Below are 16,267 nucleotides of genomic sequence, written 5' to 3' on the forward strand. Positions count from 1 at the left end.
TAGTTCAGCTCCCAATCAGTACGGGTTGCCGCCGAGAGTTCCGGCGGCGAGCCCGAGGTACAGCGCGGCGAGTTCGAAGCGGAGGGCGAGGAGCGCGGCACTGACCGCGTCGCCTCCCGCCACCTCGACGGCCGGCTCCAGCACGTCTGCTCCAGGCAGGGCGTCCTCGGCGGCGTGCCGTGCGGCATCGGCCACCGGGCCCTGGCGCACGGCCAGCAGCAGCACGCGCACAAGTCCACTTCCCGGTTCGTCGTCCGGGTCCGCGAAGAGGTCCGCCCCAGAGGTCCCCTGCACCGCACGGCGATGCAGCACCGGGCGGGTCAACGCCTGCGGATACCCGGCGACGTCGCAGGCAACCCCGGCGAACGCGGCCAGCGCGCCTGCGCCGTGCACGCCGACCGACGTGGCGACCTCGTCGAGGCCCCACAGCAGCGGCGTGCGGTCGGCGACGCGCAACGCGAGCGACTTCGCCGGGTTCACGAACGACTCGTGCATCGGGTGGTCGCGCTCGGCCTCGCGGTCGAGCTCGTCCGCGACCAGCCCGACGTCCACCTTGAGCAGGTTCAACGAGTTCAGCACCACGAGCCAGGCGGCGAACGCCTGGTGGAAGCTGAAGCCCGGCGGCACCTCGATCCGAGGCGCGAGCAGCACGGCCTGACCGGCGGCGGCAGCGGCGACCGGACCGGAGTCCGGTGCGGTCACCAACGTCCGCGCGCCGCGCCGGGAAGCGCGGTCGATCGACTCGGCCAGCACCCGGTCGCCGGGGTCCTCGGTGTGCGCGAGCACCACGTCGAGGGCACCGACCCACGGCGGCACCTCGTCGGAGACCACCACGGGCACCGCGCAGCCGGGGCCGAGCAACGCCATGATCACGCCCGCGACGGCGACCGCGTGGCCGGGCCGGGTGACCAGCACGACCGCACGCGGGCGTTCGGAGAAGATCCGCTCCACGCCCGCCTCGGCCGCGGCCTCGGCGGTGGAACGGACCTGGGCGCCCGCCCGTGCGGCGGCGCGCAACCAGCCACCGGTGTCGGCGTCGGCGAGGCGGCTCGGGTCGTCGAGCAGCGTGTCGTCGAGCACCGGATCACCCAGCAGACGGCGGCTCGACCGCCTCGTCCAGCAGCAGTACCGGGATGCCGTCGCGAACCGGGAACGAACGCCCGCACGCGGTGCACGTGAGGAAGTCCGCCTCCGGGTCGGCAGGCGTGCCGATGCGCAGCGGCGCGTGCTCGGGGCACGGGCAGGCGAGGATTTCGAGCAACTGCTCTTCGAGCTTGACGGCCACGGTTCTCTCCTCAGGCCCGCACGATCGCGAGGACCTCGTCGCTCAACGCGGCGACGGCCTCGGGAGTGGCGGCTTCGACGTTCAGGCGCAGCAGCGGCTCGGTGTTCGAGGCGCGGAGGTTGAACCACGACCCGTCCGGCAGCTGCACGGTGAGACCGTCCAGCTCGTCGATCGTGACGCCGTCCTTCGAGCCGTACGCGTCCTTGATCGCGGCGATCCGGCCCGCCTGGTCGGAGACGGTGGAGTTGATCTCGCCGGAGGCGGCGTAGCGGTTGAAGGCGGCGGTCAGGTCGGACAGCGGTCCGTCCTGCTCACCCAGCGCGGCCAGCACGTGCAGCGCGGCCAGCATGCCGGTGTCCGCACGCCAGAAGTCGCGGAAGTAGTAGTGCGCCGAGTGCTCACCACCGAAGATGGCGCCGGTCTTGGCCATCTCCTCCTTGATGAACGAGTGCCCGACGCGCGTGCGCACCGGCTTGCCGCCGTGCTCCTGCACGATCTCCGGCACGGCGTGCGAGGTGATCAGGTTGTGGATGATCGTGCCGCCGGGGTCCTTCGCCAGCTCGCGCACGGCCACCAGCGCCGTGATGGCGGAGGGGCTGACCGGGTCGCCGTTCTCGTCCACGACGAAGCAGCGGTCCGCGTCGCCGTCGAACGCGACACCGGCGTCCGCTCCTTCGGCCTTGGTGCGGGCCTGGAGGTCGACGATGTTCTTGGGGTCGAGCGGGTTCGCCTCGTGGTTCGGGAAGCTGCCGTCGAGCTCGAAGTACATGGGGATGACCTCGATGGGCAGGCCCTCGAAGACCTGCGGCACGGTGTAGCCGCCCATGCCGTTGCCCGCGTCCACAACGATCTTCAGCGGACGGATCTCACGCAGGTTGACCAGCTCGTTCAGGTACTGGGCGTACTCCGCGAGCATGTTCCGCTCTTCGAACGTGCCCGGCGTCACGCCCTCGGCGTCCGGCACCTGGTTCTCGGCGTCCTGACGGATCTGCGCGAGACCGGAGTCCTGGCCGACCGGCGACGCGCCCGCACGGCAGAGCTTGATGCCGTTGTACTGCGCCGGGTTGTGGCTGGCGGTGAACATGGCACCCGGCAGGTCGAGCTTGCCGGACGCGAAGTAGAGCATGTCGGTGCTGGCCAGGCCGATGCTGATCACGTTGACGCCCTGCGCCTGCGCACCCTCGGCGAAGGCCCTGGAGAGCCCTGGCGACGAGTCGCGCATGTCGTGACCGATCACGATCGCGGGTCCACCGACCAGGCGCGCGAAGGCCGCGCCGAAGTCGCGCACTACGCCGGCGTCGAGCTGCTCACCGACCACCCCGCGGATGTCGTACGCCTTGACGATGCCGGACAGGTCACGCACGCCGCACACTCCCGAAACTCGCTCTTGACGGCCACTGCCCCGGCAGCCTACCGGCGAGAGGATCTGGGATGCGTGTGGTCAGTCAGTCCTCGTGCGGATCAGGCAATACCCGCAGGTGACCACGCCTCTGCGTGCCGATGGGCACGTCAGGCACCTTCGGGGTCACATCAGCCCGCCCAGCCTCACGAACGGCCTCGGCCAACGCCGTCAGGTCGTCCACACTCGGCTCGGGCGCCGCGAACTCACCCTGGTGCCTCACGACCTCCCAGCCGCGCGGCGCCGTGAGCCGCAGGGCGTGCTCCTCGCACAGGTCGTAGCTGTGCGGTTCGGAGTACGTGGCGAGCGGTCCGACGACTGCGGTGGAGTCCGCATAGGCGTAGGTGAGCGTGGCGACAGCCGGGTTAGCACACCCGGTTCGCGAGCACCGTCTCACGCTCCGCACGATCGGGGACGATAGCGCGTCCACGCGACCCTGTGTGTGAGGCACGCTGTGTTTGCTCCCCGGCAGCAGCAACTAGGCTGCTCGGTTGTGGTGATGGCAAGGGGTTCACGTCGACAGGACGAACCGCGTCGGCGCAACCGTGACCGACACGGCCGAGGCCTGCGCGGCCCTCTGTACCCGGCCACCCTCCCAGCCGCCCGCTCCAGGGCCGAACGCTTCGACGCCCTGGTCATCGAGGCACTGGAACCCCTGGAAGCCCGCTGGCGAACCGAGCTCACGCAACTCGACGTGGCCGTGGACGACGTCCCAGACGTGCAGGTCGAGGGCGAAGACGGCGTGGTGGAGGACGGCAGCGTCCCCTTGGCCCGCCTGCTCCCCGCCGCCACGGACAGCCGTGCCCGAATCGTGCTGTACCGCCGCCCACTGGAGGCACGGGCGAAGGACGGCGCCGATCTGGCCGACCTGGTGCACGACGTCCTGGTGGAGCAGATCGCGAACTACCTGGGCCTGGACCCTGACGTGATCGACGAGGGCTAGCTGAGACACCTCTCACACCGCAGGCTCACGCAAGGGTCCCCTCTGGCGGAGGCTCCCCCGCGACCCAACGTACCGAGCGGGTCTGACACTCAGCCGAGGCCGAGGCGAGGCCGAGGCGAGGCGGCGACAGCGCCGATGCCGCAGGCGAGGCGAACTCAAGCCCGAGGCCGAAGGCGAGGCGACGCGATGGCGCAGCCGAGCAGTCCTGGCTTGAAACGAAGGTTCCGGCGGTGTGGTCCCGTCACGAGTCGTGCCACAGCTCTTGTCGCGCCCGAGGGGAGAGGTCAAGTCGCACGCTTTTCGCGACTTGACCTCTCCCCTCGGGTGTGACTCGCTCCTGGCTCGACTTGGGACGGGACCACACCGCCCGAACCGCACCACCAACGCAACGCGCAGCCGCCGAAAGCAACAGGCGTGCCATCAACCCGCCCACGGCGCTGGCCGGTCTTTGATCAGATTGGCGGGGTAAGGGCAGAGCCCCCAGCTTGAAACAGGCACGGCCCCACCCAACAAGACCACCTACGGAACCCGCTCCCGAACGCAACCCCGCCACCCCAAAGCGACCACCTACGAAACCGCGCGAAACCCAACGAAACCCTACGAAACCCGCCGCCTCCCAGGCACAGCAGTCAAAACCGTGAACAACCCAGCCGCAGCCTGCCCCAACAACAAAAAGTCCCTCAACGTCGAAGACATAGAAACCCGAACCTCAGCATCAGCAGACGGCAACGGCACCCCCACCAAATGCCCCCAAGCCCGCACAACAGGCACCCGAACCCCATCCACAGACACCACCCACCCAGGCTCGTCCTCAGCGGCCAGCACGAGAACCCGCCCCTCCCCACCAGGCGAAACCCGAACAGCCACCTCCGGCAACGACACGTTCACCGGCGCCACTCCAGCAGCAGCCAACTCAGCCGGAGGCTCCCCACCAGTCCGAGCCCGCCGAGCCAACTCAGGCGCCAGCAACACCCCGGTGTCCGCAGCAAACCGCAACCGCAAAACCGGCCGCCCATCAGAGGCAGAAGGCGCAACAGACACCAACTCGCCGGCAGCCGAACGCACCCGTGACGAAGCCTCCTCAGAAGGCAGCACCACAAACGCGACCCCAGACGAAGCCGCCTGAGCCAACGCAACCTTCACCGCGGGCGCAGCCCCGTCCAGCAACGACGAGTTCCACCGCCTCAACCGAGCAGGCGACGACACGGTCGGCACCAGATCGTCGTCCCCAAAGGCAGGCATCCGCCCAGCAACCTGCCGAACCGGCCCACCAAGGATCAACACCGACCGCCCAGTCCGCTCCAACTCGGCAGTCAACGACGACGACAACCGAACCCCGCCATCAGCCTTCAACGGCCCGGACCGGAGATCCAGGAACCCGGCCACCCCGAGGCTGACCAACGTCACCACACCCACCACGTACACGGCCCGGCGCACCCGAACCTGTCCCGCGACGCCAGGCGGAACCCCGCGCTGACACCCCGCGAGCACCACACACACGAGCCCCCACGCCACGAGGACCAACGGCGTCCCAGGCCAAGCCTTCACAGCAGCAACCGCCGCCAACGCCCCGATGGCGAGCACGATCACCAACAGCCCGGGAAGCATCCCCGCGTTGGGACGCAGCACAGCAGCAGCGAACGCGGCGGCCACGAAGACCGAGCACACGATCAGGTTCGGCGGCGGCGACTCGAAGGCCGCGCCAAGGCCGTTGAGGACCATCTCCGGGTGTTGCAGCAGCACGGCTGGCCACGGCAGAAGCAACGCCATCGGCAGAAGCACGATCACGAACAGAGCCGCGATCCGCCGAGCGCCGCCGGACACCGCGATGAACCCGACGAGGGACCCGACGATCGTGACGGCGTGGGTCAGCGGCGAGAACGCGCCCAGCACGGCGACGCCGATGGCCGTTCCCGATGCCATGGGCAACCAGGCGTGCGTGGACGACGCGCGCAAGACCGCGTACACGCCGGCGAACACAACTGGCACCACGACGTGGACGACGACGACGTCGAGGCGTCCCTCGGACACGGCCGTTGTCGCCACGGGCAGCAAGCCGTAGAAAGCAGCGACCACCGCGCGCACGGAACGTCGTACGCGCATGCCGCGTGACGCGATGTAGGCCGACAACGCGGCGAGGGGGATGTCGCCGAGCAACAGCATCGCCACGGCGAACGACGGGCCGCCTGGGATCAGGCCCAGCACGGCCAGGGCGGCGGGAGCGGGAGCCGCGGTGCCGCCGGAGACCGGGTGCCACGACGACAGGTAGGTCGACCAGACCTCCCCCAGCGAGCCGACCGGGAGCAGGCGGCCGCCCGCGAGGTCGAGGCCCAGGCGCGACCAGTTCGCGATCACCGCCACCAGCGTGAGGCTCAGCACCAGCAGCACCGGGGGCGCGAGCAACAGCGACCGCAGCACGCGCGACTGGTCGACCTCGACGAAGACCATCTCGCCACCGGCGCGCGGGCCCGGTGACGGACGGGGGCGCGGCGAAGGGCGAAGTGCACCCGGAAGAGCAGCCTCCACCTGGACGACGACCGGCGGGCGGCGCAGACCGGCGACGCGCGGGCGGCCGCGGGACGCACCGGCGGGCAGCGCGGACGGGCCGACCGGGCGGGAGTCCACTTCGGACGGTTCGAGCCACGTCGAACTGGCATCGGTTGCGGGCAAACGACCCAGCGCGGCGTCGGCCTCGACGCGACGGCGGACCATGAACGTCGCGCCGGCCCGGACCGCGTTGCGAAATCTGGTGAGTCTGCTGGTGAAGAGGCCGCGCACGACGGCGGAACCCCGGCGCGCGCGGCGTCCTTCGCGCAGACGGCCGCGCGTCAGCAGATAACGGGCGGCGCCGACTTCGGCGTGTGCGTCGGCGAAACGCCGGAGAAAAAGGAAGCCCAGAGCGCGCAGCAGCGACAACAACAGCAGCCGCGGAAGTCCGATGAGGAACGAGATAGTTGAACAATTGACCAGAAAAGTCCGCATGCCGTGCGCGCGGTCGACACCGCGAAATGACGGACCCGGCCGAGCCATGGCCGCGTCCAAACGGCGTGCGCCTTTGGTCGCCGCGCGCGCGTGACGCATCCGCGCAACAGGAACGCACAGGACCAAATGACCGGCACGATTGGTCCGCCAGCCGAAGTCGAGATCGTCGCGCAGCAGCGGCATCGCCTCGTCGTAGCCGCCGAGGGCGTGCCAGACCTCGCGCCTGATCAGCGATCCTGCCGACGACACCGCGAGAACCTCGGTGCTCTGCTGGAACGACGCGGAGTGCTCGGCCGACGACAGACCCGTCTGCCGATGTCCCGAGGCATCCGTCGACAAACCCGCTTCGACGACCAGACGAGAATCCACCCAATCGAGGCACAGCGGGCCCAGCACGGCAGCCGACGGCGACACCTCGGCCGCGGTCAGCAAGGCGGCCAGGCAGTCGGGTTCGGGCGCGCTGTCGTCGTGCAGCAACCACAGCCACTTGCCGGGATCGCCCCACCGTTCGACGGCGTGCTCGACCGCGATGCGCACAGCGGTGGCGAAACCGGTGCCGCGCGGCACGGTCAGCACTCCGTCCAGCAGATCTTCTGCCTCCGCCAGCACCTTCGGCGTGCGGTCGTGGGATCCGGTGTCGACCGCGATCACGTGCCGAGGGCGAATTCGCTGACGCCGCAACGCGGACAGCGCCGTGCTGAGCCACTGGTCGCCGTCGTGGCAGACCAGGACGCACAGCACCGGCGCAGTCCGGAGCCTCGGGTGAGGACTTGTCACGTCCTCAAGTTAAGGCAGAAAGATCACGCTTCTGACCGATCAGACGGCTCGCTTCTTCAGTTTGCGGCGCTCCCGTTCGCTGAGACCGCCCCAGATGCCGAAGCGTTCATCGTGCTGGAGCGCGTACTCCAGGCACTCCGACCGAACCTCGCAGCCCAGGCAGATGCGCTTGGCCTCCCGCGTCGAACCACCCTTTTCGGGGAAGAACGCCTCGGGATCCGTCTGTGCGCAAAGCGCGCGCTCCTGCCAGTCCTGCTCGTCGGCAGGGTCGAACAGGTACGACAGCTCGCCCTGTACGACCGGCTGCGTGACGTGATCTTCTTCGAGCTCTTCGAATTCCTGCATTTCGTCCGCCTCCTCGCCTTCCGCTCTCCCCGGTTGGCGGACGCCAGACGCCGCTCCCACAACGACGAATGACACCGATGTGATTACACCTGCGTCACAGCGGGCGGTCAAGCGGAGTCCACACGTCGGGGGATATTCGCGCGGATGGTCGCTCAAACCTTGACTGGAGGCACGGACAGTGATTCACGCGTCGCAACCGGTCCCCGAACGGCCCACCACGCCAGCCGACACGCCACACTGGTGGGGTGAAGCGATCAGCGGTGCGCCCCAGTCCACTGTTCCTCGGCCTGCTCGCGGCGACCGTCGCCGGAGGGGCCCTCACCCTGCTCGAAGGCGACGTCGCCGTCATCTCGGGCACCATCCTCTTCGTACTCGCCGGGTGGGCGGTGACGCTGTGCCTGCACGAGTTCGGGCACGCCGCCGTGGCGTACAAGGGCGGCGATTTTTCCGTACGTGACAAGGGTTATCTGACCCTCGACATCCGCCGTTACACCGACCCCGTGCTGAGCATCGTGCTGCCGCTGGTGCTCCTCGTGATCGGCGGACTGCCGCTGCCAGGTGGAGCCGTGTGGATCAACCACTACGCGCTGCGCTCGAAGAAGGTCGAGTCGTTCGTCTCACTCGCCGGGCCACTCGCCAACCTCCTCGCCGGCATCGTGCTCATCTGGATCGTCGCGCTGACGTCCCCGCCCTTCGCGCTCGGCCCGGCGATCTCCTACCTCGCGCTGCTCCAGGTGCTGGCGTTCGTGCTGAACATCCTGCCCGTGCCGGGCCTCGACGGCTGGGGCGTCTGGGAACCGTTCATGCCGCCAAAGGCACAGCAGTTCGGCGCGAAGGTCCGGCCGTGGGCGCCGCTGGTGCTGTTCGCCGTCCTGATCAGCTTCCCTGTCGCCAGCGGAATGCTCTGGTCAGCGGCGACGTCGCTCTTCGAGCTCCTGGGCGGCGATCAGTTCTCCGCAGGCTACGGCTTGAGCAACTTCCTGTTCTGGCGCTGACGGCCGTGTGGAAGCATGGGACGGCGTGAAGGTCGTAGCACTGGTCGGCGGGGTCGGCGGCGCGAGGTTCCTCCAGGGACTCAAGACACTCGGAGCGGACGTCACCGCGGTGGTGAACACCGGCGATGACGTGTGGATGCACGGGTTGCGCATCACGCCGGACCTCGACACCTGCATGTACACGCTGGGCGGCGGGATCGACGTCGAACGCGGCTGGGGCCGTGAGAACGAGTCCTGGACCGTCAAGGAGGAGCTCGCGGCGTACGGCGCCGAGCCGACGTGGTTCGGGCTCGGCGACCGCGACATCGCCACGCACCTCGTCCGCACGCGGATGCTGCGCGCCGGCTACCCCCTGTCGGCCGTGACGGAGGCGCTGTGCGACCGGTGGAAGCCGGGCGTGAAGCTGCTGCCGATGTCGGACGACAGGGTGGAGACGCACGTCGTCGTCGAGCTGGACGGCGAACCGAAGGCGATCCACTTCCAGGAGTGGTGGGTCAAGCACCGGGCGGGCGTCCCGGCGCAGTCGTTCGCGTTCGTCGGTGCCGAGGCGGCGACCGCCGGACCGGGCGTGCTGGACGCGATCGCCGAGGCCGACGCGGTGATCCTCGCCCCGTCCAACCCGGTGGTGAGCATCGGCACGATCTTGAACGTGCCCGGTGTGCGGGACGCGCTGCGCAAGACCGAGGCCGGTGTCGTGGGCCTGTCGCCGATCATCGGCGGGAAACCGTTGCGGGGCATGGCCGACGCTTGTTTGGACGCGATCGGTGTGGAGACCACCGCCGAGGCGGTCGGGCGGCTCTACGGCTCCCGCAAGTGCTCGGAGGACGGCATCCTGGACGCGTGGCTGGTGCACACCGGCGACCGCGCCGACGTGCCCGGTGTCGCGGTCCGTGCGGTTCCGCTCCTGATGTCCGATGTGGACGCCACGGCGCAGATGGCCCGTGACGCGCTGGAACTGGCCGGAGTCGACGTTGACTGATCACGCCGCGGCGGCGCTGGAGCTGCTGCCGGTCGCGGGCCTGCCGGAGTTCCGCCCCGGCGACGACCTCGCGGGAGCGATCGCGAAGGCCGCGCCCTGGCTGCGCGACTCCGACGTGGTGATCGTCACGTCCAAGATCGTGTCCAAAGTGGAGGGACGGCTCGTCCGCGTGCCGGACGACCCGGAGGAACGCGACAGGATCCGGCGCGAGCACGTCGACGCGGAGTCGGTGCGGGTGCTCGCCCGCAAGATGCGCACGCTGATCACCGAGAACAAGCTCGGCATCGTGCAGGCCGCGTCCGGGGTGGACGCCTCGAACGTGGCGGGCGACGAGATCGCGCTGCTGCCCGTCGATCCCGATGGCTCCGCCGCCGCGCTGCGCGGCGCGCTGAAGAGCCTGCTCGGCGTCGAGGTCGCCGTGGTCGTCACGGACACGATGGGCCGCGCGTGGCGGATCGGCCAGACCGACGCCGCCATCGGCTCGTCCGGCCTCCGCGTGCTGCACGACTACGCGGGCGCGGTCGACCAGCACGGCAACGAGCTCGCCGTGACGATGGTCGCGATCGCCGACGAGATCGCCGCGGCCGCCGACCTGGTGAAGGGCAAGCTCGGCGCGGTGCCGGTGGCGGTGCTGCGCGGGTTCGAGGTGGTCGACGACGGCTCCACGGCCCGCGACCTCACCCGGCCGACCGAGGAGGACCTGTTCCGCCTCGGCACCGAGGAGGCGCTGGCCCAGGGCCGCGCCGAGGCCGTGCTGATGCGCAGGTCCGTGCGGTTCTACGCGCCCGAACCCGTTGATCTCGGCGCCGTGAAGCGTGCTGTCGGGGCGGCGTTGACCGCGCCCGCGCCGCACCACACGAAGCCGTTGCGGTTCGTGCTGGTGCGGGAGAAGCGCTCGGAGCTGCTCCAAGCGATGCGCGAGCAGTGGGAGAACGACCTGCGCGGCGACGGGTTCACCGACGAGCAGATCGCCCGCCGGGTGCGCCGCGGCGACCTGCTGGTGGAGGCGCCGGAGATCGTGGTGCCGTTCCTGGTCCGCGACGGCGCGCACACCTACCCCGACGCCCGCCGCGCCGACGCCGAGAAGACGATGTTCACCGTCGCCGGCGGCGCCGCCGTGCAGGGCCTGCTGGTGGCGCTGGCCGCCGAGGGCCTCGGCTCGTGCTGGGTGTCGTCGACGATCTTCTGCGCGGACGTGGTGCGTTCCGTGCTGGGTGTTCCCGACGACTGGGAACCGTTGGGCGCGGTAGCGGTCGGCCACCCGGTCGAGCCGCTCGTTCCGCGCGAGCCGCTGGAAGGGCTGATCGAACTGTGACGCTGCACGCCGACGCCGTCTCGACGCTGAGCCGGTTCACCGGTCAGGACGCGCTGAAGGAGGCCTACCTGGGCTTCCTGGCGGCCCGCGAGGACGCCTGCCGGCGCTCGTGCGAGCCAGGCCACCTCACGGCCTCCGCGCTCGTCCTGGACGCCACGGCGGAGCACGCGCTGCTGACGCTGCACCCGCGCGTGGGCCGGTGGCTGCAGCTCGGCGGCCACTGCGAGCCGGAGGACGTCTCCCTGGCCGCGGCCGCCCTGCGCGAGGCCACGGAGGAGTCGGGCATGCGCGGCCTGCGCATCGAGCCGACGCCGATCCACCTCGACGTGCACCCGATCACGTGCTCGCTGGGCAAGCCGACGCGGCACTTCGACGTGCGGTTCCTGGTGCGCGCACCCGTCGGCGCGCAGCCGGTGCGGTCGGCGGAGTCGGTGGACCTGCAGTGGTGGCCGCTGGACTCGTTGCCGGACAACGTCGACGACCTGCACCCGTTGATCGAGTCGGCGCTGGCCAGGCTGCGTTAGCGGCGGAGGGCCCGGTAGTACCTGAGCAGGGCGGTGATCCGCGCCGGATCGTTGGCGCCGTTCAGCTCGGCGACGAGGTCGTCGGGGCACAGCTCGTAGTGGTCGCCCCACCACCGCCGCGTCTTGCTGTTCCAGATGCGGTAGCCGCCGGGCACTCCTCTCGCCACGTACCGCCGCTTCGCCAACCGGTCCCCCTCAGAGCTTGCGGTAGTCGCGCGGCGAGAACCTCGGTGCTCGCCGCGGCCGCTGCATGCCCGCGGCCTCCAGGTACCGGACGGCGCGGTGGCGTTGAGGCTTGTAGGGCTCCAGCAGTTCCATCATGGCGTCGTCGTCGCTCGGTGTGCCCGTGAGCGCCCACGTGACGTTCTTGGCCACGTGGTAGTCGCCCACGCTCACGGCGTCCGGATCGCCCCAGGACCGTTGCGCCACCTCGGCGGAGGTCCACACGCCGATCCCGGGCACCTTCTCCAGCAGCTCGCGGCTGCGCATCTCCGCGGCCTTCTCCAGCCGGTGCGCGACCTGCGCGGCGTTGACCAACGTCCGGCGGCGCGCGCCGTCGAGGCCGCACTGGTGCCACTCCCAGTCCCGCAGGCCCAGCAACCGCTGCGGCGTCGGCGGAACCTTCAACGGCAGCGGCCCCGGCGCCGGCTCACCGAACCGCCGCCCGAGCTCGCGCCACGTCCGGAACGCCTCCTTGCCGGTGACCTTCTGCTCCAGGATCGAGGCGAACAACAGGTCCCAGACCCTGCCCGTGGCCCCGAGCCGCAGCCCGGGCCGTCGTCTGGCGGCCTCCGCGACGATCGGGTGGTGCGCGACGAACTCGTCCAGCGGGTCGTCCGCGCCGAGCAGCGCGGGCAGGCCGTCCAGCAGCCACTGCCCGCCCTCGCCCCACGCCTCGGCCTCGATCACGTCCGTCCGCCGGACGCGCAACGTGCCGGGCCCGCACGGCGTGTTCGCCGCGAACCAGATGCCGCCCTCCACCGAGAACGACGGGTCACCGGGCCCGCGGCGCAGCGGACCGAGCACCGCGCCCAGATCGAGGGGGAACGGCGGTGTCCAGCTCCTGCTAGGCATCCGTCGAGAAGCGCACGCCTGCCTCGGGCAGCACCACACCCGGCCAGACCCGCGCTCCACCGATCAGCTCACACCGCGCCCCGATCACGGCGGAGTCACCGACGACCGCGTCCCGCAGCACCGCACCGGCCTGAACCAGCGCACCCGCACCGACGATCGACCGCTCCACCACAGCACCCTCACCGACGACGGCCCCGTCGAACAGGATCGCACCGTCCAGCACGGCCCCGTCCGCGACCGTGCAGTTCGACCCGACGGTGCTGCCGCCCTTGACCGTCGCACCCTCGTGCACGGCCGACCCTTCGAGCACCAGGAAGTCGCCGGGCTGCGCGACGGCCGCGGAAGGCGCGACCCCGCGCACGAGATCCGCCGAGCCCTGCACGAACGCCTCGGGCTTGCCGAGGTCCAGCCAGTACGTGGCGTCGACGTGTCCCTGCAACCTCTTCCCGTCGGCCAGCAGCCCGGGGAACGTCTCGCGCTCCACCGACACCGGCCGCCCAGCGGGAATGGCGTCGATCACCTCGCGCTTGAACACATAACAACCAGCGTTGATCTGGTCCGTGGGCGGGTTCTCGGTCTTCTCCAGGAACGCCTGCACGCGCCCCTCGTCGTCCGTCGGCACGCACCCGAAGGCCCGAGGATCGGCAACCTTGACCAGGTGCAGCGTGACGTCCGCCTCGTGCTTGCGGTGCGTGTCCACGATCCCCGTCAGATCGACCCCCGACAGGATGTCGCCGTTGAAGACCATCACGTCGGGCTCACGCAGCTTGTCCGCCACGTTGCGAATCGCACCGGCCGTGTCCAACGGCACTTCCTCGACCACGTACTCGAGCTCCAGCCCGAGCCGCGACCCGTCCCCGAAGTACTCCTCGAACACCTCGGCCTTGTAGCTGGTACCCAGCACCACGTGAGTGATGCCGACCTCCTTGATCCGCGACAGCAGGTGCGTCAGAAACGGCACCCCCGCAGTCGGGAGCATGGGCTTGGGAGCGGACAGGGTCAGCGGGCGAAGACGGGTGCCCTTGCCCCCGACCAGCACCACAGCTTCGACGCCGTGCACCTTTTTCCTCCTCCGCGTTACAGCAAGCCGTTCGACGGAATACTCTGACACGAAGCAGATCGTCATACGGGATCTGGTCCCGGCAAGGAGCTAAATCCGACATGGACCCCCGCGACCGGGCCGACGCCATGCTCGCCCGCGCCCGCGCACGTGGGCGGAACATCGTGACGCCGGACAACATGACGTCCCCGATGGACTCCTCGGACACGCAACAGATCCCTCGCACGCTGGTCAACGCCATGGACCCGCGCCGAGACCCGGACTCGACGATGATCCTGCCCCCGGCCCAGATGGGCCACCAGCACCACCAGCCGCAGCGCCCACCGCAGCAGCACCAGCCCATGCCGCCGCAACCGATGCCGCAGTCGGCGGCGCCCGGAGAAGACGCGGAAGTCACACAGGTCGTGCAGCCGGGCATGATCCCGACGGTCTCGAACCACCAGCAGACGCGCGCGTCGCTCACACAGCGGCTCAACGGCAACATGTGAGGCCTGCCGCACCCGACAGGCCCCGCACCGTCACCGAGTGAGAATCTTCACCCGCAAAGCCAACCCGGCCTTCAGAACCGCCCGGAACGGCGCCCACAAGGCACCGGGATGCCGATCCGCCAGGTACTGGTACGCGCTCTTGTGGTGCTCACGAAGCATCCGCTCCGAGGCCCGAGCCGTGGAGTGGCCCCCGATGTGAGTCACCTCTGCCGAGGGCACGTACACGTTCTGCCACCCGGCCTTGACGACACGATCGCCGAGATCGACGTCCTCGAAGTACATGAAGTACTGCTCGTCGAAGCCCTTGACCGAGTCGAAGGCCTCCCGCCGCATCAGGAAGCAGGACCCGGACAACCACCCGGCAGTCCGCTCCACAGGCTCCTTCTCCTGCCGGTACGCCCGAGTCCAGGGGTTCGACTTCCACACCGCACCGAAGGCCGCGTGCCCGACTCCCCGCCCGATCGACGGCAGCAACCGGGCGGACGGGTAGACCTCACCGGAAGGCTCCCGGATCAGCGGCCCGAACATGCCCCCGCGAGGCCACCGCGACGCTGCCTCGATCAACGCGTCCACGCTTCCGGGCGCGAACTCGATGTCGGGGTTGGAGATCAACACCCACCCGACGTCGTCGCCCAGAGCCGCGACCCCGCGGTTCGCCCCACCGCCGTACCCGAGGTTCCCCCCGGTCGGCAGAAACGTGACGTGATCACGAGTGGCGGCCACCGCTTCGGGCACGCCGTCGGTGGACCCGTTGTCGGCGAGGATCACCTGCACCGGCCGGGTGGTCGCCTTCGCGAGGGTGTCCACGAACGGTGCCAGCGTCTCGCCCGGCGAGTACGTGACCGTCACGACACCAAGTCCGTCGCCGTAGTTCACGCGCGACACCCTAGCCGTGCGCGGACACCGGGCCTCAAGTCACCGCCGCCGGCGCACCAGCGCCGCGCGCTCGTAGGCCAGCCGGTGCCGGTCCGCGCTGACGGACCACGAGAAGTCCTTGGCCCGCCGCTGCCCGGAAGCCGCCAACGCCGCACGCCGCGCCGGGTCGTCCAGCAGGTCGGCGATGGCCGCCGCGATGTCTCCCGCACCGACCCCGCAGTACGCGACGGCTTCCCCGCCGACCTCGGGCAGCGACAGGCGCCGGGTCGTGAGCACGCACGCGCCGCACGCCATGGCCTCCAGCACCGGCAGGCCGAAGCCCTCGCCGAGTGACGGGTACGCCACGAGCTCGGCGCCGCCCAGGAAGCCCGCGAGTTGTTCGAACGGCAGGTAGCCCGCGCGGATCACCCGGATGCGGTGCGGCACCGAGTCCAGCGCGCGCTCCACCTGGCTGTCCCAGCCCGGCTGGCCCGCCAGGACGAGGGCGGGAGGGTCGGTGCGGCCGACCATCGCCTGGGCGAAGCCGCGGATCAGGGCCGGGACGTTCTTGCGCGGCTCCAGAGCGCCCAGGAACGCCACGTAAGGCATGTCCCCCAACGACAACGTCCGTCGCACCGCCAGCATCTCGTCCGGCGACGGCGGGTGGAACCGCTCCGTGTCGACACCGTGCTGCGCGATGTGCAGGACGCGGGGATCGGCTCCGGCGACGCGCACCAGCTCGTCGGCGGTCGCCTGGGACGGCACCACGCACAGTTCCGCGCGTCTCAGCGAGGCTCTGGTCCACGCGCGGAAGAAGCGCGCTTTCACCGACGAGTGCAGCACGGGGTCGGTGAAGAAGGTGGCGTCGTGCAGCGTCACGACCGACGCGGCCTTGCTGGCCAACGACAGCGTGTAGTGCGGTGAGTGGACGACGTCGATGCCCAGCGACCGCACGAGGCGCGGCAACGTCGTCTGCTCCCAGGCCAGCCGGGCCGTCCTGGTGGCGACCGCGTCGGCGGCGCGGACGACGCGGGCGTTGGGAGCGATCTTGGTGAAGAGGTCCTCGTCGCGGGGCTGACACACGACGGAAAGCCTGGCGCCGTCCGCATCCAGTGCGGCAACGAGCGAGTCAACGTATCGGCCGACGCCACCTCGGTCCGCGGGGATCGCGGTGGCGTCGATCAGGACGCTGGGTTCTGCGGTCGGCACGATCAGCTAGCGTAATGTCGTTTGCGAAAGTGTTTAA

Annotated in this window: 17 protein-coding genes; 6 read left to right on the forward strand and 11 right to left on the reverse strand. The window is 70.2% G+C overall.

Annotated features, from left to right (window positions below):
• Positions 1-15: 15 nt before the first annotated feature.
• The 4 genes from AOM45_RS45475 to AOM45_RS45490 all read right to left on the reverse strand — a co-directional run bounded on the left by AOM45_RS45475 (position 16) and on the right by AOM45_RS45490 (position 3,090).
• Positions 16-1,080, reverse strand: coding sequence for an SIS domain-containing protein (locus tag AOM45_RS45475; RefSeq protein WP_030473310.1), 1,065 nt, complete (start codon positions 1,078-1,080; stop codon positions 16-18).
• A gap of 4 nt (positions 1,081-1,084) precedes the next feature.
• Entirely contained in the window at positions 1,085-1,285 is a 201-nt protein-coding gene (locus AOM45_RS45480; RefSeq protein ID WP_030473311.1) for a Trm112 family protein, read from the reverse strand.
• 10 nt (positions 1,286-1,295) lie between these two features.
• Positions 1,296-2,648 (reverse strand): phosphomannomutase/phosphoglucomutase, encoded by a 1,353-nt coding sequence (locus tag AOM45_RS45485; protein ID WP_030473312.1) that lies wholly within the window; start codon positions 2,646-2,648, stop codon positions 1,296-1,298.
• An 82-nt stretch (positions 2,649-2,730) separates the two neighbouring features.
• Positions 2,731-3,090: a DUF3499 domain-containing protein gene (locus tag AOM45_RS45490; RefSeq protein WP_201780188.1), complete on the reverse strand. Its 360-nt coding sequence runs from the start codon at positions 3,088-3,090 to the stop codon at positions 2,731-2,733.
• A 93-nt stretch (positions 3,091-3,183) separates the two neighbouring features.
• Between AOM45_RS45490 and AOM45_RS45495 the strand changes: the two genes are divergently transcribed.
• Complete coding sequence (locus tag AOM45_RS45495) at positions 3,184-3,627, forward strand: metallopeptidase family protein (RefSeq protein WP_030473314.1); 444 nt, start codon at positions 3,184-3,186, stop codon at positions 3,625-3,627.
• A gap of 597 nt (positions 3,628-4,224) precedes the next feature.
• On the opposite strand, the gene AOM45_RS45500 is transcribed toward AOM45_RS45495, so the two are convergent.
• Together AOM45_RS45500 and AOM45_RS52065 are read right to left on the reverse strand one after the other, a co-directional pair.
• Entirely contained in the window at positions 4,225-7,386 is a 3,162-nt protein-coding gene (locus AOM45_RS45500) for a glycosyltransferase family 2 protein (RefSeq protein ID WP_030473315.1), read from the reverse strand.
• Positions 7,387-7,425: 39 nt separating this feature from the next.
• Positions 7,426-7,731 (reverse strand): WhiB family transcriptional regulator, encoded by a 306-nt coding sequence (locus AOM45_RS52065; protein ID WP_051784712.1) that lies wholly within the window; start codon positions 7,729-7,731, stop codon positions 7,426-7,428.
• A 245-nt stretch (positions 7,732-7,976) separates the two neighbouring features.
• Here AOM45_RS52065 and AOM45_RS45510 point away from each other — a divergent pair, with 245 nt between their 5' ends.
• From AOM45_RS45510 to AOM45_RS45525, 4 genes are read left to right on the forward strand one after another with little or no spacing between them, the layout of a single operon-like run.
• Complete coding sequence (locus tag AOM45_RS45510; protein WP_030473317.1) at positions 7,977-8,726, forward strand: site-2 protease family protein; 750 nt, start codon at positions 7,977-7,979, stop codon at positions 8,724-8,726.
• A 25-nt stretch (positions 8,727-8,751) separates the two neighbouring features.
• Entirely contained in the window at positions 8,752-9,705 is a 954-nt protein-coding gene (cofD, locus tag AOM45_RS45515) for a 2-phospho-L-lactate transferase (protein WP_030473318.1), read from the forward strand.
• The gene (locus AOM45_RS45520) at positions 9,698-11,020 is read left to right on the forward strand and encodes a coenzyme F420-0:L-glutamate ligase (protein ID WP_030473319.1); all 1,323 of its coding nucleotides are present in this window, start codon (positions 9,698-9,700) and stop codon (positions 11,018-11,020) included. The genes cofD and AOM45_RS45520 overlap by 8 nt, the downstream gene beginning before the upstream one ends.
• A complete protein-coding gene (locus AOM45_RS45525) occupies positions 11,017-11,544 on the forward strand; it encodes an NUDIX hydrolase (RefSeq protein ID WP_030473320.1) in 528 nt (175 codons plus the stop codon). Before AOM45_RS45520 ends, AOM45_RS45525 begins: the two co-directional genes overlap by 4 nt.
• Here AOM45_RS45525 and AOM45_RS45530 read toward each other — a convergent pair.
• Genes AOM45_RS45530 through manB form a run of 3 tightly spaced genes read right to left on the reverse strand, consistent with a single transcriptional unit; the run spans position 11,541 to position 13,678 of the window.
• A complete protein-coding gene (locus tag AOM45_RS45530; RefSeq protein WP_030473321.1) occupies positions 11,541-11,729 on the reverse strand; it encodes a hypothetical protein in 189 nt (62 codons plus the stop codon). The genes AOM45_RS45525 and AOM45_RS45530 overlap by 4 nt on opposite strands.
• 10 nt (positions 11,730-11,739) lie before the next feature.
• Entirely contained in the window at positions 11,740-12,618 is an 879-nt protein-coding gene (locus tag AOM45_RS45535) for a DNA-3-methyladenine glycosylase family protein (RefSeq protein ID WP_030473322.1), read from the reverse strand.
• Entirely contained in the window at positions 12,611-13,678 is a 1,068-nt protein-coding gene (gene manB / locus AOM45_RS45540; RefSeq protein WP_030473323.1) for a mannose-1-phosphate guanylyltransferase, read from the reverse strand. The genes AOM45_RS45535 and manB overlap by 8 nt, the downstream gene beginning before the upstream one ends.
• A 101-nt stretch (positions 13,679-13,779) precedes the next feature.
• Between manB and AOM45_RS45545 the strand changes: the two genes are divergently transcribed.
• The gene (locus AOM45_RS45545) at positions 13,780-14,166 is read left to right on the forward strand and encodes a hypothetical protein (RefSeq protein ID WP_030473324.1); all 387 of its coding nucleotides are present in this window, start codon (positions 13,780-13,782) and stop codon (positions 14,164-14,166) included.
• Between the two features lie 30 nt (positions 14,167-14,196).
• Here the strand turns inward: AOM45_RS45545 and AOM45_RS45550 are convergent, their stop codons facing one another.
• Positions 14,197-15,042 (reverse strand): glycosyltransferase family 2 protein, encoded by an 846-nt coding sequence (locus AOM45_RS45550; protein ID WP_174517971.1) that lies wholly within the window; start codon positions 15,040-15,042, stop codon positions 14,197-14,199.
• A 39-nt stretch (positions 15,043-15,081) separates the two neighbouring features.
• Positions 15,082-16,230 carry a glycosyltransferase family 4 protein gene (locus AOM45_RS45555; RefSeq protein WP_030473326.1) on the reverse strand — a complete coding sequence of 383 codons (1,149 nt, stop codon included), beginning with the start codon at positions 16,228-16,230 and terminating at the stop codon, positions 15,082-15,084.
• Positions 16,231-16,267: the final 37 nt, after the last annotated feature.

Source organism: Lentzea aerocolonigenes (assembly GCF_000974445.1).
GTDB classification, from domain to species: domain Bacteria; phylum Actinomycetota; class Actinomycetes; order Mycobacteriales; family Pseudonocardiaceae; genus Lentzea; species Lentzea aerocolonigenes.